Here is a 22,659-nt window from a genome sequence, read left to right as displayed (position 1 = left end):
CCGGGCGCAGGCCTTACATTGTGTTCGTGTACCCGACGGTCGCCGACGCGCTCGCCCTGCCTGTGATCAGGGAGGGCAAGCCGCGGGTCGTGGCCGCCCACGGTGCGTTGGACAGGCGTGTGCGGTGGGTGCACGTGGCCGAGGTCGCCGACATCGCACACCTGTTGCGTGGTGACGAACTCGTGCTCACCACGGGAATCGCGTTGCCGGACGAGCCTGATGGCCTGACCAGATACGTCGACGAACTGGCCGACGTCGGCGTCGCGGGCATCGTGGTCGAGCTGCTCCGGCATTGGAGCGACAAGCTCCCGCAGGCCTTCGTGGCCGCTGCGGAGCGCCGAGGCGTGCCGCTGGTCACGTTGTCCGAGGAGACACGCTTCGTCACCGTGACGGAGGCCGTTGTCGGACTGATCGTGGACGCGCAGGTCGCCGAGTTGCGTGCGGCCGAGCAGGTGCACGAGACGTTCACCGCGCTGACAGTCGCCGGCGCCGAGCCCGCCGAGGTGCTGCGCGAGGTAGCCCGGACGGCGGGGCGGCCGGTGGTGCTGGAGACGCTGTCGCACGAAGTACTGGCCTACGACACGGCGGGCGGCAACCCCAGCGAGCTGCTGCGGGACTGGGCACGACGTTCGCGAGCGGTGCACGTGACGGAGCGGACCAGCTACGACCCGGAGACGGGCTGGCTGGTGACCGTTGTCGGCGCGCGGGGCAACGACTGGGGCAGGCTCGTGCTGTTGTGCCCGGAACCTCCGCCGCACCGGCACATCGTGGTCGCCGAACGAGCGGCTTCCGCGTTGGCCGTACACCGGCTCGTCGCCCGTGACCGTGAGGGCCTTGAGCGGCACGCCCACCGGACGTTGCTCACGGAGATGCTGTCCACGCCCGGCGCCGACATCAACGCGCGCGCCGCGGCACTGGGCGTCCCGCTGGAGCACCGTAGGCTCGTCGGCGTCGCGGTACGGCCACGGACCAGCGTGAATCCCGCGCCCGCCATGGCGACCCAAGAAGTGCTGCGAGACCTGGCCGAAGCCACCGCGCTGGCCGCCAAACGAACGCAGACAGCCGCGCTGGTCGGCGTGGTGGACGACACCAGCGTGCGCGCTTTGCTTTCGCTGCCGCCCCAGGCGGAAGTCGCGAACGTCCTGCGCAGACTGGCCAAGGAAGTCCACCACGCGGCCGGAGCCGCGCAACGCGCCGTGCCGGTCGTGATCGCCGTCGGTACCACGGTCGAGCGGATCTCCGGCGCCCGCCGAACCATGGTCGAAGCGGCGCACGTCGCTGACGCCGCGCTACGGTCCACATCAGACCGTCTGTACCACCGGCTCGACGACGTACGGCTACGCGGCCTGCTGCACCTGCTCGGCAACGACGAACGTGTCACGGCTTTCACCGACCGTGAACTCGGTCCACTGCTGACCCGCGACGCCACACACGGCAGCCGTCTGGTGGAGACGCTGCGGCACTACTGCGAGCAGGGCGGCAACAAGTCGGCGGCCGCGGCGGCGGCACATATGTCCAGAACCGCTTACTACCAACAGCTTTCCCGCATCGAACAGGTCCTGGGGGTGTCGCTGGAGGACCCTGAATCGATGCTGTCGCTCTACGTGGCGTTGTTGTCCCTGGATGTGCAGACGCATCACCCGACCGAGTAACACAGAGTCGTGGCGACGATGCCGATATGTCCGGCATGCAGTCTTCCCTCAAGCCCCTAGCCGTCGGCGCCTGCGTGTCGGCGCTGACGGCCGCGTTCCTGGTCACGCCGGCGTCGGCGGCCCCGCCCACCCTGTTGCTGTCCATCCAGGACGAGCACACCCTTGTCGTCCCCGCCTTCCGCACCCTGGGCTGCGACGACCCGGACAACGTGACCGGTTCGCACCCGCGCAGGGAACAGGCCTGCAAGGCGATCGAGTCGGCGGGCGGCGACCTGAAGAAACTCGAGATGGTCAGTGACGTGAACTGCCCGATGATCTACGACCCGGTGACCGCACGGGCCAACGGCAGCTTCAGGGGCAAGCGGATCGATTTCAAGGCGGTTTATCCGAACGCCTGCGTGGCGGCGGCGGAAAGCAGCGACGTTTTCCGTTGGTGACGTCGTCCTGAGCGTCAGCAAGGAAAGGTCCCTCGCGTGCAGGGTGCGCGAGGGACCTTTCCTCTCTTCGGTTATGGCTTCGAAACACCCAGGGTGTAGGTGCCGGAACCGCTGTAGGCGTGCACGCGGTACCTGTAGGTGCCCGCTGTGCCGTTGTAGTTGACGGTCTCCGTGTTCTGCGGGCTGTCGGACTTCGCCACGACCGTCCACGTCGACCCGCTCTGCTTCTCCAGGTACAGGTCGAAGTCCGTGCCCGCCGGGCTGGTCAAGCAGCCGACGTGGGCACCCGGGGCGTTCGACGTGTACGAGCCGCCGTCGGGCTGGTACACGCTTTGGTTCGAGGTCAGCGACCCGTTGTAGGTGTTCTGCGGGTTCTGGCAGGTGCCGGGGCCAGGGCCGCCACCGCCCGTGATCAGCGTCAGGCCGTAGGTCTGCAGGATCTCGTTGACCGGCTGGAAGTACGTCTGCCCGCCGGACCGGCAGTTACCCGAACCGCCCGAGGTGACGCCCTGGGCCTGGGTTCCGGCCAGCAAGGAGCCGCCGGAGTCGCCGGGTTCGGCGCACACGTTCGTCTGGATCAGGCCGGACACCGTGCCCTGCGGGTAGGTGACCGAGGTGTTGCGCGCACGGATCGTGCCGCAGTGCCATCCGGTGGTCGAACCGGAGCGGCACACAGTCGCACCGACGGCCGCGTCCTGCGAACCCCCGACGGACACCGTTCCGCCCTGATAGTTGTTCACCAGGCCGCGGGGTGTGTTGCCCGCGGCGACCTGCACCCAGGCGTAGTCGTTGCCCGGGAAGCTCGACCCCCGGAAGGTGCCGCTCGGCTGGGTGGTGGTCGCGCCGGTCCGGCCGCAGTGCCCGGCCGTCACGAAGCCGCCGTTCACCGAGAAGCCGATCGAGCAGCGGGTTCCGCTGCCGATGTAGTACGCGTTCCCGCCGATCACGTCGATCAGCGGGCGGGGCGATTCGTCGCTCGCCTCGACCCGGATCGCCGACATGTCCGCGCCGCTCGCCGCCGCGAAACGGTATGCCGCGGCGAAGTCGCTCGGGCGGGACTTGACGACGACACTGTTGCTCGTCGGGTCGACGAACCACCCGGGCACGGTCCGGGGCGCGGCGGCCGCGTTGGCGTCCAGTGTGGACTTGACGGCGTCCAGGTGTCCTTCCGTGCGGGAGACCAGGCGTGCCTGTCCGCCTGCCGCGCGCACGGCGTCGGCGGCTCGGGCGTCGGTCACGCCGACGACCAGGGTGCCCGCGTCGATCCACGCGCCGCCGAAACTCGACGGCAGACGCTTGCGCAGGACGTTCCCGGTGTCGCTCGCGTGCCGGTCGGCGGCGAGCCGGGCGCGGGCCGCGTCGGGGGTCAGCCCGACGTCCCGCTGTAAGGCGGCCACCATCTCCGGGGCGAACATCTCAGGGGCGGTGCCCGGGCCCGGGGTCACCGGGATCGGGGCGGCGTCCGCGGTCGGCGACAGGGCGGTAATCGCGAGAAACGCGATTGTTACCGCTGCCGTCCTGGACGCACGAGGGGAGTGCGACATGCCGTGATCTCCTTTGCGATGCAGGGTTCGGGATACGGCAGGCGCCACCGTAACCAGCGAAATCACGCGGTCCGATACCGATTTGCCCATAAGGGTGGCTGATGGCGCGACAGTCGAGAGATCAGTCCGCAACGGACATACTGTTCATCGAGTGGCTCAACGGTGAACACAGTGACTCTGCCGTGTGCTCCGGGGCCGCGATGAGATGCCCGGACAACCCAAGACCGCCCAGCTGATCCACCGACCCAGATGATCGACGACGCGGAGTGACCTATGGCCGGATCGCCCCACCTGACCCATCCCGACGGCCGCGTCGACCTGATCGACTCATCGGCCATCGCCGGCAGCCGCTTCTACAACCCCGAACTGGCCCCGGTGCCGGTCGAGGGCAGGCGATGGACCACCTACAACTACTTCGCGCTGTGGATGGGCATGGCCCACAACATCCCCAGCTACACCCTGGCCGCGTCGCTGATCGCGCTGGGCATGGACTGGCTGCAGGCGTTCCTCACGATCACCCTGGGCAACCTGATCGTGCTGATCCCGATGCTGCTCAACAGCCACGCCGGCACCAAGTACGGCATCCCGTTCCCCGTCTTCGCCCGCGCCTTCTACGGCGTGCGTGGCGCGAACCTGGCCGCATTACTGCGTGCGTTCATCGCCTGCGCGTGGTTCGGTATCCAGACGTGGGTCGGTGGCGAGGCGCTGTACGTGATCGTCGGCAAGTTGGCGGGCGACGGCTGGATCAACGCCGCGGAGCTCGGCGGCCAGCCGTGGACGCTGTGGCTGTGCTTCGCGTTGTTCTGGGTCGTCCAGATGCTGATCATCTGGCGGGGCATGGAGGCGATCCGCCGGTTCGAGAACTGGACCGCGCCGCTGGTGTCGGTCGGCTTCCTGATCCTGCTGGCGTACGTGGTGATCAAGGCGGGCGGGTTCGGCCCGATCCTGTCCGAGCCGTCGAAGCTCGGCTGGGGTGGCGACTTCTGGCAGGTGTTCGCGCCCGCGCTGATGGGCATGATCGCGTTCTGGTCGACGCTCTCGCTGAACATGCCCGACTTCACCCGGTTCGGCGGCAGCCAGAAAAAGCAGGTCACCGGGCAGATCCTGGGCCTGCCGACGACCATGTCGTTCATCGCGATCGTGGCGATCCTGACCACCTCTGGCGCGGTGTCGCTGTACGGCGAGGCGATCTGGGACCCGGCACAGCTCGCCAGCCGTTTCGACAGCCCGATCGTGGTCGTCGTCGCGTTGATCGCGCTGGTGCTGGCGACCGTGTCGGCGAACCTGGCGGCCAATGTGGTCAGTCCGTCGTACGACTTCTCCAACGCGTTCCCCCGGCGGATCACGTTCGCGATGGGCGGCCTGATCACCGGCGTGATCGGCATCCTGATCCAGCCGTGGCGGCTGATCTCGGACCCGGGCATCTACATCTTCGCGTGGCTCGGCTTCTACGGCGGTCTGCTGGCGGCGGTCGCGGGCGTGTTCGTCGCGGGCTACTGGACCATCAACAAGACCCGCCTGAAGCTGGCCGACCTGTACAAGGACGGCGAAGGCGCGTACTGGTTCAACGCCGGCTGGAACTGGAAGGCCGTCGTCGCGACTGTGCTCGCGGGCGTGCTCGCGGTGGGCGGCGCGTACGACGGGCCGTTCCCCGCCGACGGCCTGATTCCCTTCCTGAAGCCGCTCTACGACTACAGCTGGGTCATCGGCGCCGTCGTCGGCTACCTGGCGTACCTGTTGCTTTCAGTCTTTTCGGCCAACACCAAGCACACCGAGGAGGAAGCCAGTGCCGCAGATCGTTCGAGCCGGATTGATCCAGCAGCGGTGGACGGGTGACAAGGAGTCGATGATCGCGAACGCGGTCGAGCACATCGCTTCCGCGGCGTCGCAGGGCGCCCAGGTGGTCTGCCTGCAGGAGCTGTTCTACGGCCCGTACTTCTGCCAGGTGCAGGACGCGGACTACTACTCCTACACCGAGCGGATCCCGGACGGGCCGACGACCAAACTGATGCAGGAGGTCGCCCGCAACCACGGCGTCGTGCTCGTCGTGCCGATGTACGAGGAGGAGCAGCCCGGCGTCTACTTCAACACGGCCGCGGTGATCGACGCCGACGGCACGTATCTGGGCATGCATCGCAAGAACCACATCCCCCAGGTGAAGGGCTTCTGGGAGAAGTTCTACTTCCGGCCGGGCAACCTCGGGTACCCGGTGTTCGACACCGCGGTCGGCCGGATCGGCGTCTACATCTGCTACGAACGCCACTTCCCGGAGGGCTGGCGGGCGTTGGGCCTGGCGGGCGCGCAGATCGTGTTCAACCCGTCGGCGACCAGCCGTGGCCTGTCGGAGTACCTGTGGCGGCTCGAACAGCCCGCGGCCGCCGTGGCCAACGAGTACTACGTCGGCACGATCAACCGGGTCGGCGTGGAACCGTTGGGGGATAACGACTTCTACGGACAGTCGTACTTCGTCGACCCGCGCGGGCAGCTCGTCGGGGACGCGGCGTCGGACACCGAGGAGGAAGTGGTCGTCCGTGACCTGGACATGGACAAGCTCGCCGAGGTCCGCAACCTGTGGCAGTTCTACCGCGACCGCAGGCCGGACACCTACGAGGGCCTGGTGAAGCCCTGATGCGCGTACTGATCAAAGGCGGGACCGTGCTCAGCTCGACCGGCGCGGTGCTCGCGGACGTGCTGGTCGACGGCGAGACGATCGCCGCGCTGTCGGCGCCGGGCATCGAGTGGCAGGCCGACAAGGTGATCGACGCGACCGGCAAGTACGTCCTGCCGGGCGGGATCGACGCGCACACGCACATGGAGATGCCGTTCGGCGGCACGCACTCCAACGACACGTTCGAAACCGGCACGACCGCCGCGGCATGGGGCGGCACGACCACGATCATCGACTTCGCCGTACAGGCCAAGGGAACCACGTTGCAGTCCACTCTGGACAAGTGGCACGGCAAGGCGGACGGCAACTGCGCGATCGACTACGCCTTCCACATGATCGTCTCGGACGTCAACGACACGTCGCTCAAGGAGATGCGCACCTGCGTCGACCAGGGCGTGAACAGCTTCAAGATGTTCATGGCCTACCCGGGCGTGTTCTACGCGACCGACGGCGAGATCCTGCGGGCCATGCAGCGCGCGGCCGGCATCGGCGGCCTGATCATGATGCACGCGGAGAACGGCATCGCGATCGACGAACTGGTGGCGCAGGCGTTGCAGGAGGGCCGGACCGACCCGGTCCAGCACGGGCTGACGCGCCCCGCCGCGCTGGAGGGCGAGGCGACGTCCCGGGCGATCACGCTGGCCAAGGTGACCGGTTCGCCGCTCTACATCGTGCACCTCTCGGCGGCCGAGGCCCTCAACGCGGTCGCCGCGGCGCGCGACACCGGCCAGAACGTGTTCGCCGAGACGTGCCCGCAGTACCTGTACCTGTCCATTGAGGACCTGGCCAGGCCGGACTTCGAAGGCTCGAAGTACGTGGCGTCTCCCCCGCTGCGTCCCAAGGAGCACCAGGCGTCGCTGTGGAACGGCCTGCGCACCAACGACCTCTCGGTGGTGTCGACCGACCACTGCCCGTTCTGCTTCAACGAGCAGAAGGAGCTGGGCCGCGGCGACTTCTCCAAGATCCCCAACGGCATCCCGGGCGTGGAGCACCGGATGGACCTGCTGCACCAAGGGGTGGTCGCCGGGGAGATCTCACTGGCCCGATGGGTCGAGATCACCTCGACCACACCGGCCCGGATGTTCGGCCTGTACCCGCGCAAGGGCACCATCTCACCAGGGTCCGACGCGGACATCGTGGTGTACGACCCGGCTGCGAAGCAGACCCTTTCGGCCGAGACGCACCACATGAACGTGGACTACTCGGCGTACGAGGGCATGGAGATCACCGGCAAGGTGGACACCGTGTTGTCCCGCGGCCGCGCTGTCGTGGAGGGCAACGCGTTCCACGGATCGGCGGGGCACGGCCAGTTCCTGTCCCGTGACCTGTGTCAGTACCTCAACTAGGAGAGGCCTGGATGGACATCGGCGTCGTACTGCAGACCGATCCGCCCGCGACCGAGGTCGTGCGGCTGATGAAGGCCGCTGACGAGCGGGGCTTCACCTACGGGTGGACGTTCGACTCCGTGGTGCTCTGGCAGGAGCCGTTCGTGATCTACTCGCAGATCCTCGCGGCGACCGAGCACCTGACCGTCGGCCCGATGGTGACCAATCCGTCCACACGGGACTGGTCGGTGACGGCGTCGTTGTTCGCCACGCTGAACGACATGTTCGGCAACAGGACGGTGTGCGGGATCGGCCGAGGCGACTCGGCCCGGCGCGTGATCGGCCAGAAACCGGCTTCACTGGCGACGTTGCGGGACGCGATGCACGTGATCAAGGGGCTCGCCGAGGGCCGCGAGGTCGAGCATCACGGCACGCCGGTGCGCATCCCGTGGGTACGGGACGGCAAGCTCGAGATGTGGATGGCGGCGTACGGCCCGAAGGCGTTACGGCTCGTCGGCGAGCAGGCCGACGGCTTCATCCTGCAGACGGCCGACCCGGCGATCACCCGCTGGACGATCGGCGCGGTCCGGGACGCCGCCGTGGCCGCCGGGCGGGATCCCGGCGCGATCACGATGTGCGTCGCGGCTCCGGCGTACGTCGGCGACAACGTGCCGCACCAGCGTGACCAGCTGCGGTGGTTCGGCGGGATGGTCGGCAACCACGTCGCGGATCTCGTTGCCCGCTATGGGGACTCCGGGCCGGTGCCGCACGAGCTGACCGACTACATCAAGGGACGCCAGGAGTACGACTACTCGCACCACGGCAAGGCGGGCAACCCGTCGGCCGACTTCGTACCGGACGAGATCGTCGACCGCTTCTGCCTGGTGGGCCCGGAATCCGCGCACGTCGAGCGGCTCCAGGAGCTCAAGGAGCTGGGCGTGGACCAGTTCTCGCTGTACCTGATGCACGACCAGCGCGACGAGACCCTCGACGCCTACGCCACAATCCTCGAAAAAACCTCGTGAGTGTTTAGCAGGGTTAGAACCCTGCTAAACACTCACGAGGCTTTGACGCGGTCGAGCTCGGCCTGGACGTCGAAGGACGGCTGGGGGAGCTGCGGGTCCATCTCCTCCAGCGTTTCCAGCAGCAGCTGGGAGACGGCCCAGTTGCGGTACCACTTGTGGTCGGCAGGCACCACGAACCACGGCGCGGCGTCGGTGTCGCACCGGGCCAGCACGTCGGCGTACACCGCCTGGTAGTCGTCCCACCTGGCGCGGGCGTCGAGGTCGGCGGGGTTGTACTTCCAGCGCTTCTCCGGCCGCTCCAGCCGGGCGATCAACCGCTTGCGCTGCTCCTCCTTGGAGATGTGCAGGAAGCACTTGACGATCACGACCCCGCTGTCGGCCAGTTCCCGCTCGAAGGCGTTGATCCGGTCGTACCTCGCCTCCCAGACGTCCGGTTTCACCAGGTTGTCGACGCGGGCGATGAGCACGTCCTCGTAGTGCGAGCGGTCGAACACGCCGATCATCCCGGGTGCGGGCAGGGCCCGGCGGATGCGCCAGAGGAAGTCGTGCCGCAGCTCCGCCCTGGTCGGCTTCTTGAACGACTTGATGTGCAGGCCCTGCGGGTTGACCAGGCCGCAGGCGTGCCGGATCGTGCCGCCCTTGCCTGAGGTGTCCATGCCCTGCAGGACCAGCAGGACGCTGCGCGACGCGCCCGCGTAGAGCGCCTCCTGCAGCCGGTCGAGCTTCTCCCCCGTGCTGACCAGCTGTTTCGCCGCGTTCGACTTCGACGTCGGGCCGACCGGGAAGTCGCCGGGGCCGGCCCCGAACTTCCTGCCGCCACGCACCCGCAGCTTGTCCCGGACACTTCCTGTACCCATCCCGGGAGGATATCCGACCGGACCGGTGAACAATGATCGAACATCAAAATCGCCAACGACGCAACGAACCATCGCTACAAGCAACGGCCAACGGCTGATATCGCCGCTTCTACCCCCTAACCTGTCGATATGACTGCCGACGCCGCCACCACCCGTGACTACATCGCCCTGGACGAACGCTGGAGCACGCACAACTACCACCCGCTGCCGGTCGTGCTCACCGAAGGCGAGGGCGCCTGGATGACCGATGTGGACGGCCGGCGCTACCTCGACTTCCTCGCCGGGTACTCGGCGCTCAACTTCGGCCACCGGCACCCCGGCCTGATCGCCGCGGCCAAGGCCCAGCTCGACAAGCTGACGCTGACCAGCCGGGCGTTCCACCACGACCAGTTCGGGCTGTTCTGCCAGGAGCTGGCCGAGCTGACCGGGACCGAGATGGTGCTGCCCGCCAACTCCGGCGCGGAGGCGGTCGAGTCCGCCGTGAAGATCGCGCGCAAATGGGCGTACCAGGTCAAGGGCGTGCCGGACGGCGCCGCCGAGATCGTCGTGGCGGGCGCGAACTTCCACGGCCGCACCACCACGATCATCTCCTTCTCCACCGACCCGGACGCACGCAACGACTTCGGCCCGTTCACTCCCGGCTTCAAGGTCGTGCCGTACGGCGACATCGACGCGCTACGGGCGGCGGTCACCGACCGGTCCGCCGCCGTCCTGCTGGAGCCGATCCAGGGTGAGGCAGGCGTGGTCGTCCCGCCGAAGGGCTACCTGACCGAGGTCCGCCAGCTCTGCGACGACACCGGCACGCTGTTCATCGCCGACGAGGTCCAGTCCGGCCTGGCCCGCACCGGCGCCCTGCTGGCGCTGGACCACGAAGGCGTCCGCGCGGACCTGTACACGCTGGGCAAGGCGCTGGGCGGCGGCATCATGCCGGTCTCCGCGGTCATCGGCCGCCGTGACGTGCTCGGCCTGCTCAAGCCCGGCGAGCACGGTTCGACCTTCGGCGGCAACCCGCTCGCCTGCGCCGTGGGCCGTGCGGTGGTGAAGCTGCTGGCCACCGGCGAGTTCCAGGACCGCTCCCGCGAGCTGGGCGCGTACCTGCACTCCCGCCTCGGCGAGCTCGAAGGCGTCGCCGAGGTCCGTGGCCGCGGCCTGTGGGCCGGTGTCCAGATCGCCGACGGCGGCCCCACCGGACGGCAGGCGTCCGAGGCGCTCGCCCAGCGTGGCGTGCTGTGCAAGGAAACCCAGGAGATGACGCTGCGCGTGGCGCCGCCGTTGGTGATCACCCGCGAGGAGATCGACTTCGGCGTCAACGCGATGCAAGAGGTTCTGGGCTGACTCCCTGCACCTGACGCCACCGGACGACCGCCGCGTGCGTGACGAGGTAGAGCACGACACCGTTGAGCGTGTGCCAGACGTAGTGCGTGCCGATCGGAAGCTCGGCGCACAGCGGTTGGTCGAGCGTGCGTGATGTCAGCGAGACGGCGAACACCAGCGCGGTGACGGCGTACCAGCGCCAATGCTGCCGGCGTTCGGGCTGGCGCGACCAGAACAGCATGCCTGCCAGCACCAGCAGGCCGAGCACGGCCGCGAGGTACGTGCCGGGCATGCGGAGGGGCAGCACGCTGATCAGGACGGTCCACGCCAGGAACGCCGGCGCCGCGATCCAGGCCCGCGACCACGGCAGGTCCCAGTACAGCCGGGCCCACAGCACGATGAAGTACAGCATGAACACACCGATCGACCCGCTGTCCAGGGCCAGGCCCCAGCGGGTCGCGGTGGTGTGGAAGGCACTGCTGCCGAAGAAGATCACGAAGATCAGCACGGGCAGCGCGTACAGCTCCACCGCCGGTTTGCCCGCAGCACGGGCGGTACGGCGGATGAAGAGCCACGCGGCGATCGAAGCGATCAGGAAGGACAGGTTGCTGACGGCGTTGAGCGGTTCACTCCAGAACGAACCGTCGGTCCGCTCGCAGTAGTTGTCCACGTAGTCCCGCTGCATGCGTCACGACTACCACGTCACCCACGGTCTCAGCGACTTCTCAGTACTTTCATCGCCGCATTGTGCCCAGGAATACCGCTGACACCGCCTCCTCGCCGAGCACCGGCGCCACAGAGCAGCACCCGGTCATGGCCGGTTTCCACGCCCCAGGTGCCTTCCTGGCCGTCTTCGGCGTACGGCCACGACAGGTCACGGTGGAAGATGTGCCCGGCGGGCAGGCCCAGCTCGTTCTCCAGGTCGATCGGTGTCTTGGCCTCGACGCACCCGGGCATCAGGCAGTCCTCAATGGACTCGGCCAGCACGCTGTCCAACGACCTCAGCGTCGCCCGCAACGCCTCCTGCCTGGCTCCTTCGTTGTCGTGCCGGAAAAGCCGGGCGGGCATGTGCAGGCCGAAAAGGGTCAGCGTGTGCGCGCCCGCGGCCTGTTCGGCAGGCCCCAGGATCGACGGGTCGGTCAGCGAGTGGCAGTAGATCTCGCACGGCGGCAGGCTCGGAATCCGGCCGCTCGCCGCCTCCTCGTACGCCGTCGCCAGTTGCTGGTAGCTCTCGTTGACGTGGAACGTCCCGGCGAAGGCGTCCCTCGGGTCGACGTCGCCGTCCCTGAGCCGCGGCAGCCTGCGCAACACCATGTTCACCTTGAGTTGGGCGCCTTCGGGTTGCGCGCCGGGCTCTTCACCAAGTAGTGCCGCGAGGCTGCTCGGCGAGACGTTGGCGAGGATGTGTCCACCCGCGACAGTGCGTTCCTCGTCGCCGATCCGGTAGGTCACCTCGCCGTCCGGGTCGATCGACGTCACCTCGGCGCCGGTGAGAATCCGTGTGCCGGCGGCCTGCGCGACTCTGGCCAGTTCCCCGGTGACCGCGCCCATTCCGCCGACGGGCACGTCCCAGTCGCCCGTACCGTTGCCGATCACGTGGTACAGGAAGCACCTGTTCTGCCGCAGCAACGGGTCGTCGGCGGGCGCGAACGTGCCGATGAGCGCGTCGGTCAGCACAACACCCCGGACGGTGTCGTCGGTGAACGTCGACTCGATCACCTCGCTCAACGGCTGTTCGAACAGGACGCTCCAGGCATGGTCGTCGCCGATCCGCTTGCGCAGTTCCTCCTTGCTGGGCAGCGGTTCGGTCAACGTCGGGAAGACGCTTCGCGCGACCGATCCGGTCATCGCGTAGAACCGTTGCCACGCCTCGGCATCCCGCCCCACCGACGCCGGGTTGCCGGTGCCGGCGAGCAGGCCGCCGTCGCCGACCGGCGTGTACGAGGAGATCCGTCTGCGCCGCAGGTCGATCCGAAGGCCCAGGTCGTCGATGATCTTCCTGGGCAGCAGGCTGACCAGGTACGAGTACCGCGACAACCGCACGTCGACCGAGTCGAAGGCACGGAACGACACGGCCGCGCCACCCGCCTCGGCCCTGCGTTCCAGCACCAGCACGGACAACCCGGCGCGAGCCAGATAGGCCGCCGCGACAAGCCCGTTGTGCCCGCCACCGACAATGACAACGTCCTCGGTCATCTCGCTCGCCGCACCCTCTCCTCGTCCCAGACCGGTTCATCCACTTCGGACACTTCGCCGTCCGAGCGGAAGAGCACGAACCGGTCGAAGGACCGCGCGAACCACCGGTCGTGCGTCACCGCGACGACGGTACCCGTGAATTCGGCCAGCGCGGCCTGCAACGCCTCGGCCGAGTGCAGGTCGAGGTTGTCGGTCGGCTCGTCGAGCAGCAGCAACGTCGCGCCGGACAGCTCCAGCAGCAACACCTGCAGGCGTGCCTGCTGCCCGCCGGACAGCGTCTCGAACCGTTGGTCGTTCTGCGCCGCCAGGCCGTATCGCGACAGCGCGGCGATCGCCTGGTCCCGGTCGATGCCGGGGCGGGAGTCGTCGCCGTGCCACAGGATGTCCACGAGCGTGCGGCCGACCCATTCCGGGTGCTCGTGCGTCTGGGCGAACAGCCCTGGCACGACGCGGGCCCCGAGCCTGGCCACCCCGGTGTGGGCCACGTCATCGCCGGCGAGCAGCCGGAGGAAGTGGCTCTTGCCCGAGCCGTTGGAGCCCAGCACGCACACCCGGTCGGCGAAGAAGACCTCGAGGCCGAACGGCCTCATCAGGCCGGTCAGCTCCAGGTTCTCGCAGGTGATCGCCCGGATTCCGGTCCGGCCGCCACGCAGCCGGGGTTTGAGCCGTTCCTGTTTCGGCGGCAGCGGCGGCGGCCCGGTCTCCTCGAACTTGCGCAGCCGGGTCTGCGCGGCCTGGTACCGGGAAGCCATGCCGTCGTTGTAACTCGCCTGCTGGCGCAAGGTGATCACGAGCTGACGCAGCTGCGCGTGCTTCTCGTCCCACCGGGTGCGCTGTTCGGCGATCCGCTCCCAGCGGGCCTCCCTGGCCTCGTGCCACGTGCCGAAACCACCGCTGTGCACCCACGCGCTGCCGCCTTCGACCGTGACGACGTGCGTCGCCGCGACGGCCAGCAGCTCCCGGTCGTGGCTGACGAGCAGCACGGCCTTGGGCGTCTCGGTGAGGCGTTCCTCCAGCCAGCGCTTGCCCGGCACGTCGAGGTAGTTGTCCGGCTCGTCGAGCAACAACACCTGCTCCGGGCCACGCAGCAGTGCTTCGAGCACGAGCCTCTTCTGCTCGCCGCCGGACAACGTCTTCACGCCCCGGTACTTGGCGCGGTCGTACGGCACGCCGAGCGCGGCGACGGTGACCGTGTCCCACAGGACTTCCGTGGTGTAGCCGCCCGCTTCGCCCCACGCGGCGAGTGCTTCGGCGTAGCGCATCTGCACCGGCTCGCTGTCGTCGTCCATCAACGCGAGCTCGACGTCGTCCAGCTCGGCCGCGGCCTTCCGCAGCGCGCTGGGCGCGGCCGCGAGGAGAAGGTCGCGGACCGTGCGGTCGTCCCGGACCGAGCCGACGAACTGCGGCATCACGGCCAGGCCGCCTTCGACGCGCGTCCCGCCTTGCGCGGGCGGGAGTTCGCCGCCGAGAATTCTCAGCAGTGTGGTCTTCCCGGCACCGTTGGCGCCGACGACCGCCACCACGGAGCCCGCGCTGACGCGAAACGTCACGTCGCGGAACAGTTCCCGCCCGTCAGGCAGCCGGTATGCGAGCGCGCTCGCGTCAAGGAATCCCACCCGGCGCATGGTGCCCACAGCGACGGCGTGATCGCGAGCCGTTTTCGTCCGGCCCGCCCGCGTCCGGCCCCACCGGCGGCCGGCCCGGCCGGCATTCGGCATAGTGGAACGGTGCAGCCAACGATCACCCGTCTCGTCCCACCAGGGTTCGTCCAGGTGGTCGTGGTTTTAGCTTCGTTGTGCGGCCTGGTCGTGGGCACGCTTGGCGTGCTGTTCTGGCGTCAGCACACCGGTAGCGCCTTCGACGAGAACGTGTACTGGTCGGTGTACAAGCAGTTCGTCGGCCAGCGGGGCCTGCTGCAGACCATGCTGGTGCCCACCGAGCCTGTCCTGCTGGTCATCGTGGTCGGCCTGATCGTGATGGTCGCGGTCGCCCGGCACCGGCCCCGGCTGGCCGTCCTCGCGGTCGCCGGGCCGCTGATCGCGGTGATGCTGAGCAGTGCCGTGCTCAAGCCGGTGTTCGGCCGGACCATCAACAACGGCTCGCTGGCGTTCCCCAGCGGGCACACCACCGGAATGGTCTCGGTGCTCACCGTGCTGGTGCTCGCCGTGATGACGACGCGGTCGCCGTGGCACAAATCAGTGTCGACGTTGGCGATCGTGGGTGCCCTCGTGGTCGCCGCCATCGGCGCGATCGCCCTTGTGGGCATGAAGTTCCACTACATCACCGATACTTTCGGCGGCGCGTGTGTGGCCATCGCGACGGTGCTCGTCGTCGCGCTCGTGATCGACCGCATCGCCGACCGGCGTAAGCGGTTGACCGCCGCACGCCAAGATCCTGTAACAACCGGGGTGGCACTGTGAAGGGACTTGCACACTGGGCGTAATGTTGTGGCATCGACCACGGCGACGGAAGGACGGCGGTGACCGATACACCGATCTACGACCAACTCCGCCTCGAACTGAGCTCACGACGAGCCGTGGCTGACACGCCGCCCCAACCCCGGGCACGGTCCGAACGGGCCCAGCCGGCCGTCAGGCCGGCACCGGCCGCGCCCGCTTCGGACGACACGAGGCAACCGGTCTCGGTGTGGACCCTCGTCAACGCCAACCGCAAGAAGTGATCTTGAGCGCCTGATCAGGACGGCGGGTTCACCGACGCCATGCGGGAGTTCACGTCGATCCTCGAGCTCATGAACTGCTGCTCGAGCATCAGGTCGGCGACGCGCTGCGGACGGATCGGCAACGTGGTGCTGGGGTACGAGCCCATGTTCATCAACTGGGCCACGTTCTTGCTCACCGAGATGTACTCCGGCAGCACGCTTTCGACCAGCGACCGGTCCAGCGCACGCAACTGCGCCTCGGCGAGGGCCTGCTGGAACGCGCGCACCGTGTTCGGATTCTTGCGAGCGAAGCTGCGCGCACAGGCGTAGCCGGACTGCGGGAAGTCCGCGGTCGGGCCGACGGCCGTGTCCGCGAACAGCACACACCCCTTGTCCAGCTGCGAGCGGGTGAGGTACGGCTCGACCATCCACGCCGCGGAGACCTCGCCGCCGGCCACGGCGTCAGCGAGGCTGTCGAAGGACTTCTCGACGTACCTGACCTGCGCGGGCTGCATCCCGTTGGTACGTAACAAACTGTTGGTCATCAACACGCCAAGGCCGGCCTTGTTGTTCACGCCGATCGGCTGGTTGACCAGTTCGGTCACCGAACGCAGCCGGGAACGCTGTGCGGTGACGAGGCCGGTGGTCCGCGGCGCGGCCTGGTAGGCCTCCCCGAGCACGACCCAGTCGGCGCCATCAGCGATGTTGAGGAAGATGGTGACCCAGCTGTCGAAGGTCACGTCGGCCTGGCCACCGGTCTCCAGGTTGGGCCGTTGGTCACCGGTGAGCTCCATCTCGACGAACTTCGGCTCGAGGCCGTACTTGGCGAAGATGCCCTCACGCTGAGCCACGAACAGCGGAGCGGTGTCGGTCACCTTCAGCACACCCAGCCGGATGTCCCGGACCTCCGGCGTCGCGTTCCCGGAGGTCGGCGACGAGTCGGTGCAAGCACTCACCGCGAACGCGCCCATACCCGCGAGCAGCGTCCGGCGGCTCAGGGTGTTCGTTTGGCGCACGGTTTTCATGGACCGTCTCAACACACGTTCCTCAATTTCCTACTGCCCCCTCGAATACCGCCTGCCAACGGGCGTGCCCGGACCTTAAACGACAGGATAACCGTCGGTAACCCACTATCGGACGGAGCCATGCGGCCCACTCATGGTGGCCCGTGAGTACTAACACACCAACATCAGGTGGCGCAACAGAATCCCGTTCGCGCATGTCAGCGACGCGACTTGATCTACGTGGGAAACTCACGCCCGCAAGCCGGCAGACCGCAACAAATCAACTGGCACGGTCGATCGGGTAACCAATCGGACACACACTGCGGTCCAATTCGTGATCAATTCCTGCCGTGCGAGAAACACACAATCCGACAGCCGAGTAATTGTGGGCAGAACTACCCGCGCCGGTCAAAACCGGTCACGCCCGCATCCCTGGCCAGTGCGGTCAGCCTGCTGATCGAACGCAGATACTTCTTGCGGTAGCCGCCGCGCAGCATCTCGTCGGTGTACAACGCGGACAGTGACTCTCCGGACACCGCGACCGGGATGGCCCGGTCGTACAACCGGTCGGCCAACGCGACCATCCGCAGCGCCACGTCCTGGTCCGGCACCGCGTGCAGTCCCTTGATGTGCACGGCGGGCACGTCCGCGACGAGCTTCCCGTACCGCGACGGGTGCAGCTTCGCCAAGTGCGCGCACAGCGCGCCGAAGTCGTCCACAGTGGACCCCGGGATCGCTTCGGCCCGCGCGTCGATCTGCTCGTCGGTCAACGGATCCGGCGCGTCCGGCAGGCCACGGTGCCGGTAGTCCGGACCGTCCACACGCACCACGGTGAACCGGGCGGACAGCGCGCGGATCTCCCTGACGAAGTCGTCGGCGGCGAACCGGCCCTCGCCCAGCTTGTCCGGCAGGGTGTTCGAGGTGGCGGCCACGTGCACGCCCGCGTCGGTCAGCTCGGTCAGCAGCCGGGTGACCAGTGTGGTGTCGCCTGGATCGTCCAGTTCGAACTCGTCGATCGCCAGCAGCCGGTGCGTGGACAGCCTGCGGACCGCCTCCGCGAAGCCCAGCGCGCCGACCAGGTGCGTGATCTCCACAAACGTGCCGTACGACTTCGCCTCGGACGGCACGGCATGCCAGATGGACGCGAGCAGGTGCGTCTTGCCGACGCCGAAACCGCCGTCCAGGTACAGGCCGGGCGCGGGTTCGGGCACCCGTCTGCTGAAGACCCGGTTGAACAGGCCCTGCCTGCGCACGACACCGACACTCCGCGCGAACTGCTCGGCGGACGTCACCGCTGCCGCCTGCGTCGGCTCCGCGGGGTTCGGGATGTAGGTGCCGAACCGGACTCCGGCGAACCGGGGCGGCGGGACCAGTGCGGCGACCAACTCCTCCGCCGCGATCTCCGGATTGCGGTCTACCAGGCGTGGAGCGGGCATGCCCGGCATGGTCTCATTGCACCCGTGCAGACCCTCTGGCCGGACCCCGGCACCGGTGAGCCGGGCCACCCGCAACTGGACGACACGGCCCTCGAGGAGCTCTACGACTATCCGTCAGGACTGGACCGGCCGTTCGTCCAGGTGAACTTCGTGTCCAGTCTGGACGGGGCGGTCACCGTGGCGGGCCGGTCGGCCGGGCTGTCCGGGCCGGGCGACCAGAAGGTCTTCCACCTGCAGCGTGACCTCGCCGACGTGATCCTGGTCGGCGCGACGACCGCGCTGGTCGAGGGCTACCGCGGCCTGAAGGCCAACGAGGTGCGCGCGGAACGCCGGGACCGGCTCGGACTCGCGCCGCTGCCGCCGATCGCGGTCGTCACCGGGAAGTGCTCGATCACGCCCGAATCGCTGTTGATCACCGACACCCGTGTGCCGCCGATCGTGCTGACCACCGAGTCCGCACCAGGCCGGAACGCGCTCGTCGACGCGGGCGCCGACGTCGTCGTGGTCGGCGACGAACACGTCGACCTCACTCTCGCGCTCGCCGAACTCGGCCGTCGCGGGATGTACCGGGTCAACTGCGAGGGCGGGCCGCGGCTGTTCGGCGGCATGATCGCCGCAGGCCTGGTCGACCAGCTGAACCTGACCCTGTCCCCGCTGCTGGCCGCGGGCGACTCCGGCCGGATCGCCAGCGGGCCGGTGCTCACCGAACCCACCGGCATGAAGCTCGCGGCGGCGTTGCGGGATGACGACTTCCTGATGCTGGCCTATCGTCGCTGAGTGCTGACTCCACCGGTCAAACCCATGCTCGCGAAGGCCGCGGGCAGCATCCCGGACAACGCCGGCCTGATCTTCGAACCGAAGTGGGACGGGTTTCGTTGCCTGGTGTTCCGCGACGGCGACGACGTCGTGCTGCAGTCCCGGTCCACAAAGCCGCTGAACAGGTACTTCCCCGAGATGGTCGCCCGGTTGACGGCGGGGCTGCCGTCCGGTGTCGTGCTGGACGGCGAACTGGTCGTCGGCCGCGACGGGCGGCTGGACTTCGACGCGCTGTCCGAACGCATCCATCCCGCGGCCAGCCGGGTGACCATGCTGGCCGAGACCACACCGGCGACGTTCGTGGCGTTCGACGTGCTGCAGGTGCCGACGGGCGAGGTGATCGAGGAGCCGGGCGTCAAGCGCCGCGACATCCTCACCGACCTCGTGTCGGGCACCGACGCGGTCAGCCTCACCCCGGCGACCCAGGACGCGGACCTGGCCAGGGAGTGGTTCACGCTGTTCGAAGGCGCCGGGCTGGACGGCGTGATCGGCAAACCGGCGCAGGGTCCGTACACACCGGACAAGCGGACCATGCTGAAGTTCAAGCACTCCCGCACGGCGGACTGCGTCGTGGCCGGTCTGCGCTGGTACAAGGACACGGAGCCCGGCACGTCCGTCGGATCGCTGCTGCTGGGCCTCTACGACGACAAGGGCACGCTGCACAGCGTCGGCGTGGTCGGGTCGTTCCCGGCCGAACGCCGCCGTGAACTGGCCGCGGAGCTGGCGTACCTCATCCCCGGCGGTGCCGAAGGACACCCGTGGCTCGGCGAGATCGCCGAGGGCACCAGGGTTCCTGGCGAGATCAACCGGTGGCGCAGCGCACAGGCGGAGTGGGTCCCGTTGCGGCTGGAGCGCGTGGTCGAGGTCGGTTACGAGCACACCGAGGGCGGCTATCCCGGCCGGTTCCGGCACACCGCGCAGTTCAAGCGGTGGCGGCCGGACCGCGAGCCCTCGTCGTGCGACTACACCCAGCTGGAGGAACCCGCCCGCTACGACCTCGACGCGGTGTTGCGTGGCGAGGTCCGCAGCCGGGAATAAAGCGGAGCCTGCCGCCGGTTAATCCCGGCATGGCCATCCCTTACTCGGTTCTGGACCTCGCCACGGTCGGCGAGGGATACACGTCCGCCCAAGCCCTGCAGGCGTCGATCGAGCTCGCCCGCCGGACCGAAGAACTGGGTTACCACCGGTTCTGGGTGGCCGAGCACCACAACATGCCCGGCGTCGCCAGCTCGGCGCCGCCGGTGCTGATCGCCCACGTGGCCTCGGCCACGTCCCGGATGCGGGTCGGCTCCGGCGGCGTGATGCTGCCCAACCACGCGCCGCTCGTGGTGGCCGAACAGTTCGGCATGCTCGAAGCCCTGCATCCCGGCCGGATCGACCTCGGGCTCGGCCGCGCGCCCGGCACCGATCCCCGGACCGCCCATGCCCTGCGCCGCTCCCCCGCGCCGCTGTCCGCCGACGACTTCCCCGAGCAACTGGGCGAGCTGATCTCGTACTTCTCCGGTGAGGCCGAGGGGATCACCGCGGTGCCGGCCGCGGGCAACCGCCCGCCGGTCTGGCTGCTGGGCTCGAGTGGTTACAGCGCACAGCTTTCCGGCATGCTGGGGATGCCGTTCGCGTTCGCCCACCACTTCAGCGCCCAGAACACGTTGCCCGCGCTTGCCTTGTACCGTCAGAACTTCCGGCCTTCGGCGTTCCTGGACAAGCCGTACGCGATGGTCGCCGCGTCGGTGATCTGCGCCGAAACCGACGAACAGGCCCAGTACCTGGCCGGTCCCGGCGCCCTGTCGTTCCTCAAGCTGCGGTCCGGACGACCCGGGCTGATCGCCACGCCCGAGGAAGCGGCCGCGTACCCGTACACGGACGTGGAGCGCCTGTTCATGGAGGAACGCCTGTCCACCCAGATCATCGGCGGCCCGGCCACGGTCGAGCGCGGCATCGAGAAGCTGCTCGCCGAAACCGAGGCCGACGAGCTGATGATCACCACGATGGTGCACTCCCCCGCGGACCGGTTGCGCTCGTACGAGCTCGTCGCGAACCTGCGCTGAGTCAGGTCCTACGGCGGGCAGGCTGTCCCGGCGGCGGGAACCTTGCCGTCGCCGAGGAACGCTCGCACCGCGTCCGTGGCACAAGACGACGGTCCGACGGCACCATGCCCGGCGCCTTGCCACGAGATCATCACCGCGCTCGGCAACTGCTGCGCCGCACGCTCGGTTCCGGCCTGCGGCGTCACCGGATCGCCTGCCGTGCTGATCACCACGATCGGCGGCAGACCGCGGCCGTTGAGCGCGAGCGGCGGCTGCGCGGCGACCGACCAAGCGCTGCACAGCACCAGGTTCTGCGCCATCACGCCGCCGAACAAGGGATACCGGGCCTGCCACTCCCGGCCGGTCGAGTTCAGCCGCTCGAGCGCGAGCCGCGTCTTGGTGTCGTTGCATCCGGTCACCAGCCCGACGTCGAGCGCGGTCGGCTGTTCGCGGCTGTCGTCGATGAGCGGCTTGACGTACCTGACCAGGTCGGTGCCGTCGTTGTCCCTGGCTTTGGCGATCGCGTCGGACAACGCGGGCCAGCCCGCCCGGTTGGCCAGGCCGATCAGCACCGCCCGGGTCGCGCTGCCCGCCGTGAGCCCGGCGTCCGGCGACGGGATCGGGCTGGCGCGCAGCTTGCGGATCACATCGAGGAACGTCTGCCTGGGATCCGGGCCGAGTGCGCAGCCGCGGGCGACACAGTCCTTGGCGAACTCCGCGAAGGCGGCTTCGGCGCCGGTGGCCACCCCTTCCATCGTGACGAGCGAATCGCCGCTCGGGTCCGGCAGGCCGTCGAACACCATCCGGCCGACCCGGTCGGGGAACCGGTCGCCGTACACACCCAGCACCCGTGAACCCTCGCCGATCCCGATCGCGCTGAGCCGTTGCAGGCCCAGAGCCTCACGGACCTTCTCCAGGTCGGCGGCCGTGCGCCAGGTGTCCATCGCGTACAGCCGGTTCTCCAGCGCGATGATGCACTGCTGACCGGCCTGGCGGACGACGTCGAGCAGATCCTCGAGGTCCTCGGCGGCCGGGTCGGAGTTCACGATGTCCAGCCGGATGTCGTCCTGGATGCAGCGGACCGGCTCGGAACTGCCGGAGCCGCGGCGGTCCACGCCGATCAGCGAGAACTTGGTGAGGAACTCCGGCGGCAGGGTCGCGGCCAGCCGGGCGGCCTTGATCGTGCCCGGTTCGCCCTGGATGTCGCTGACCACCACGATGGGTGCCTTGCCCGTGCCTGCCTTGAGCATCGCCAGCCGCAGCGGGCTGCGGCCCGGCAGGCTGGGCGAGTCCAGAATGGTCTGCACCCGTGCGCACTGCACGGGCTGTGCGGGCACGTTGTAGATCGTCATCCTGGTCTTGACGACCTCGTCGCAGTCGGTCCAGGTGACGTTGGCGCGTGTCGGTTCCTCCAACGGCGGCACGGGCGCCTGCGCCGGACTTTGCGACGGCGGCGCGATCTGCTCGAGCGGACCGTCGTTGACCACGATCGCCGGCCGTTGCGACGGCGCGGCCGTGCACGCCGTGGTGAGGGAGGCAACCGCCGCGAACAGCACAATTCCCCGACGCGCCAAGGTGCCCATGGTCGTCAGCGTCGCACGATGTTCGTGAGAACCCCGTGAGGGTGGGCAACTGGTACCGTCGTTCCAGAATCTGGAAACGATATGACTTGACGAGGGCCGATCGCCCACTATCCAGG

At 68.6% G+C, this 22,659-nt stretch carries 20 protein-coding genes; 12 read left to right on the top strand and 8 right to left on the bottom strand.

All coding sequences use genetic code 11. From position 1 onward, the window contains the following. The first annotated feature begins 26 nt into the window (after positions 1–26). Positions 27–1,652, top strand: coding sequence for a PucR family transcriptional regulator (locus tag GC106_RS30475; protein WP_173137755.1), 1,626 nt, complete (start codon positions 27–29; stop codon positions 1,650–1,652). Positions 1,653–1,678: 26 nt separating this feature from the next. Further along, complete coding sequence (locus tag GC106_RS30470; RefSeq protein ID WP_173137753.1) at positions 1,679–2,089, top strand: SSI family serine proteinase inhibitor; 411 nt, start codon at positions 1,679–1,681, stop codon at positions 2,087–2,089. A gap of 71 nt (positions 2,090–2,160) precedes the next feature. Here the strand turns inward: GC106_RS30470 and GC106_RS30465 are convergent, their stop codons facing one another. After that, the gene (locus GC106_RS30465) at positions 2,161–3,633 is read right to left on the bottom strand and encodes a S1 family peptidase (protein WP_173137751.1); all 1,473 of its coding nucleotides are present in this window, start codon (positions 3,631–3,633) and stop codon (positions 2,161–2,163) included. Positions 3,634–3,906: 273 nt separating this feature from the next. Here GC106_RS30465 and GC106_RS30460 point away from each other — a divergent pair, with 273 nt between their 5' ends. From GC106_RS30460 to GC106_RS30445, 4 genes are read left to right on the top strand one after another with little or no spacing between them, the layout of a single operon-like run. Beyond that, entirely contained in the window at positions 3,907–5,469 is a 1,563-nt protein-coding gene (locus GC106_RS30460; RefSeq protein ID WP_173137749.1) for an NCS1 family nucleobase:cation symporter-1, read from the top strand. Beyond that, positions 5,420–6,262 carry a nitrilase-related carbon-nitrogen hydrolase gene (locus GC106_RS30455; protein WP_173137747.1) on the top strand — a complete coding sequence of 281 codons (843 nt, stop codon included), beginning with the start codon at positions 5,420–5,422 and terminating at the stop codon, positions 6,260–6,262. The genes GC106_RS30460 and GC106_RS30455 overlap by 50 nt, the downstream gene beginning before the upstream one ends. Beyond that, positions 6,262–7,647, top strand: a complete 1,386-nt coding sequence (hydA, locus tag GC106_RS30450) for a dihydropyrimidinase (RefSeq protein ID WP_173137745.1) — start codon at positions 6,262–6,264, stop codon at positions 7,645–7,647. The genes GC106_RS30455 and hydA overlap by 1 nt, the downstream gene beginning before the upstream one ends. An 11-nt stretch (positions 7,648–7,658) precedes the next feature. Next, positions 7,659–8,651, top strand: a complete 993-nt coding sequence (locus GC106_RS30445; protein WP_173137743.1) for a TIGR03842 family LLM class F420-dependent oxidoreductase — start codon at positions 7,659–7,661, stop codon at positions 8,649–8,651. 32 nt (positions 8,652–8,683) lie between these two features. Here the strand turns inward: GC106_RS30445 and GC106_RS30440 are convergent, their stop codons facing one another. Continuing rightward, complete coding sequence (locus GC106_RS30440) at positions 8,684–9,508, bottom strand: polyphosphate kinase 2 family protein (protein WP_173137741.1); 825 nt, start codon at positions 9,506–9,508, stop codon at positions 8,684–8,686. Positions 9,509–9,637: 129 nt separating this feature from the next. Between GC106_RS30440 and rocD the strand changes: the two genes are divergently transcribed. Further along, a complete protein-coding gene (rocD, locus tag GC106_RS30435) occupies positions 9,638–10,843 on the top strand; it encodes an ornithine--oxo-acid transaminase (RefSeq protein ID WP_173137739.1) in 1,206 nt (401 codons plus the stop codon). On the opposite strand, the gene GC106_RS30430 is transcribed toward rocD, so the two are convergent. The 3 genes from GC106_RS30430 to GC106_RS30420 are packed head-to-tail and all read right to left on the bottom strand — an operon-like array spanning position 10,815 to position 14,643. Further along, a complete protein-coding gene (locus tag GC106_RS30430) occupies positions 10,815–11,507 on the bottom strand; it encodes a ceramidase domain-containing protein (RefSeq protein ID WP_173137737.1) in 693 nt (230 codons plus the stop codon). The two genes, rocD and GC106_RS30430, sit on opposite strands and share 29 nt — an antisense overlap. A 29-nt stretch (positions 11,508–11,536) precedes the next feature. Next, a complete protein-coding gene (locus GC106_RS30425; RefSeq protein ID WP_173137735.1) occupies positions 11,537–13,018 on the bottom strand; it encodes a phytoene desaturase family protein in 1,482 nt (493 codons plus the stop codon). Further along, complete coding sequence (locus tag GC106_RS30420) at positions 13,015–14,643, bottom strand: ATP-binding cassette domain-containing protein (protein WP_217281191.1); 1,629 nt, start codon at positions 14,641–14,643, stop codon at positions 13,015–13,017. Before GC106_RS30420 ends, GC106_RS30425 begins: the two co-directional genes overlap by 4 nt. Positions 14,644–14,745: 102 nt before the next feature. Between GC106_RS30420 and GC106_RS49475 the strand changes: the two genes are divergently transcribed. Both GC106_RS49475 and GC106_RS30410 read left to right on the top strand, forming a co-directional pair. After that, the gene (locus tag GC106_RS49475; RefSeq protein WP_173137731.1) at positions 14,746–15,438 is read left to right on the top strand and encodes a phosphatase PAP2 family protein; all 693 of its coding nucleotides are present in this window, start codon (positions 14,746–14,748) and stop codon (positions 15,436–15,438) included. Positions 15,439–15,497: 59 nt separating this feature from the next. Continuing rightward, a complete protein-coding gene (locus tag GC106_RS30410; RefSeq protein WP_173137729.1) occupies positions 15,498–15,698 on the top strand; it encodes a hypothetical protein in 201 nt (66 codons plus the stop codon). A gap of 14 nt (positions 15,699–15,712) precedes the next feature. On the opposite strand, the gene GC106_RS30405 is transcribed toward GC106_RS30410, so the two are convergent. Together GC106_RS30405 and zapE are read right to left on the bottom strand one after the other, a co-directional pair. Beyond that, positions 15,713–16,702: an ABC transporter substrate-binding protein gene (locus tag GC106_RS30405; RefSeq protein WP_173137728.1), complete on the bottom strand. Its 990-nt coding sequence runs from the start codon at positions 16,700–16,702 to the stop codon at positions 15,713–15,715. Positions 16,703–17,076: 374 nt separating this feature from the next. Further along, positions 17,077–18,117 carry a cell division protein ZapE gene (gene zapE, locus GC106_RS30400; RefSeq protein WP_173137726.1) on the bottom strand — a complete coding sequence of 347 codons (1,041 nt, stop codon included), beginning with the start codon at positions 18,115–18,117 and terminating at the stop codon, positions 17,077–17,079. Between the two features lie 24 nt (positions 18,118–18,141). Here zapE and GC106_RS30395 point away from each other — a divergent pair, with 24 nt between their 5' ends. Genes GC106_RS30395 through GC106_RS30385 form a run of 3 tightly spaced genes read left to right on the top strand, consistent with a single transcriptional unit; the run spans position 18,142 to position 20,981 of the window. Beyond that, a complete protein-coding gene (locus GC106_RS30395) occupies positions 18,142–18,894 on the top strand; it encodes a pyrimidine reductase family protein (protein ID WP_173137716.1) in 753 nt (250 codons plus the stop codon). Positions 18,895–18,918: 24 nt separating this feature from the next. Beyond that, positions 18,919–19,971, top strand: a complete 1,053-nt coding sequence (locus GC106_RS30390) for an ATP-dependent DNA ligase (protein ID WP_173137839.1) — start codon at positions 18,919–18,921, stop codon at positions 19,969–19,971. 29 nt (positions 19,972–20,000) lie between these two features. Beyond that, entirely contained in the window at positions 20,001–20,981 is a 981-nt protein-coding gene (locus GC106_RS30385; protein WP_173137714.1) for an LLM class flavin-dependent oxidoreductase, read from the top strand. 8 nt (positions 20,982–20,989) lie between these two features. Here the strand turns inward: GC106_RS30385 and GC106_RS30380 are convergent, their stop codons facing one another. Further along, positions 20,990–22,543 carry an alpha/beta fold hydrolase gene (locus GC106_RS30380; RefSeq protein WP_173137712.1) on the bottom strand — a complete coding sequence of 518 codons (1,554 nt, stop codon included), beginning with the start codon at positions 22,541–22,543 and terminating at the stop codon, positions 20,990–20,992. Positions 22,544–22,659 lie beyond the last annotated feature (116 nt).

The organism is Kibdelosporangium persicum (assembly GCF_013280595.1).
In the GTDB taxonomy this organism is placed as follows: Bacteria; Actinomycetota; Actinomycetes; order Mycobacteriales; family Pseudonocardiaceae; genus Kibdelosporangium; species Kibdelosporangium persicum.
Note: the sequence above shows the minus strand (reverse complement) of the source record. Positions and strands in the feature narration are given on the sequence as shown.

What these genes read in the sequence shown, in the direction of transcription:
- GC106_RS30385 (WP_173137714.1), top strand. Translation starts at nt 20,001, where the DNA reads ATGGCCATCCCTTACTCGGTTCTGGACCTCGCCACGGTCGGCGAGGGA.
- GC106_RS30465 (WP_173137751.1), bottom strand. Translation starts at nt 3,633, where the DNA reads ATGTCGCACTCCCCTCGTGCGTCCAGGACGGCAGCGGTAACAATCGCG.
- GC106_RS30460 (WP_173137749.1), top strand. Translation starts at nt 3,907, where the DNA reads ATGGCCGGATCGCCCCACCTGACCCATCCCGACGGCCGCGTCGACCTG.
- GC106_RS30390 (WP_173137839.1), top strand. Translation starts at nt 18,919, where the DNA reads ATGCTCGCGAAGGCCGCGGGCAGCATCCCGGACAACGCCGGCCTGATC.
- GC106_RS30470 (WP_173137753.1), top strand. Translation starts at nt 1,679, where the DNA reads ATGTCCGGCATGCAGTCTTCCCTCAAGCCCCTAGCCGTCGGCGCCTGC.
- GC106_RS30380 (WP_173137712.1), bottom strand. Translation starts at nt 22,543, where the DNA reads ATGGGCACCTTGGCGCGTCGGGGAATTGTGCTGTTCGCGGCGGTTGCC.
- GC106_RS30430 (WP_173137737.1), bottom strand. Translation starts at nt 11,507, where the DNA reads ATGCAGCGGGACTACGTGGACAACTACTGCGAGCGGACCGACGGTTCG.
- GC106_RS30445 (WP_173137743.1), top strand. Translation starts at nt 7,659, where the DNA reads ATGGACATCGGCGTCGTACTGCAGACCGATCCGCCCGCGACCGAGGTC.
- GC106_RS30420 (WP_217281191.1), bottom strand. Translation starts at nt 14,643, where the DNA reads ATGCGCCGGGTGGGATTCCTTGACGCGAGCGCGCTCGCATACCGGCTG.
- rocD (WP_173137739.1), top strand. Translation starts at nt 9,638, where the DNA reads ATGACTGCCGACGCCGCCACCACCCGTGACTACATCGCCCTGGACGAA.
- GC106_RS30425 (WP_173137735.1), bottom strand. Translation starts at nt 13,018, where the DNA reads ATGACCGAGGACGTTGTCATTGTCGGTGGCGGGCACAACGGGCTTGTC.
- hydA (WP_173137745.1), top strand. Translation starts at nt 6,262, where the DNA reads ATGCGCGTACTGATCAAAGGCGGGACCGTGCTCAGCTCGACCGGCGCG.
- zapE (WP_173137726.1), bottom strand. Translation starts at nt 18,117, where the DNA reads ATGCCCGCTCCACGCCTGGTAGACCGCAATCCGGAGATCGCGGCGGAG.
- GC106_RS30440 (WP_173137741.1), bottom strand. Translation starts at nt 9,508, where the DNA reads ATGGGTACAGGAAGTGTCCGGGACAAGCTGCGGGTGCGTGGCGGCAGG.
- GC106_RS30405 (WP_173137728.1), bottom strand. Translation starts at nt 16,702, where the DNA reads ATGAAAACCGTGCGCCAAACGAACACCCTGAGCCGCCGGACGCTGCTC.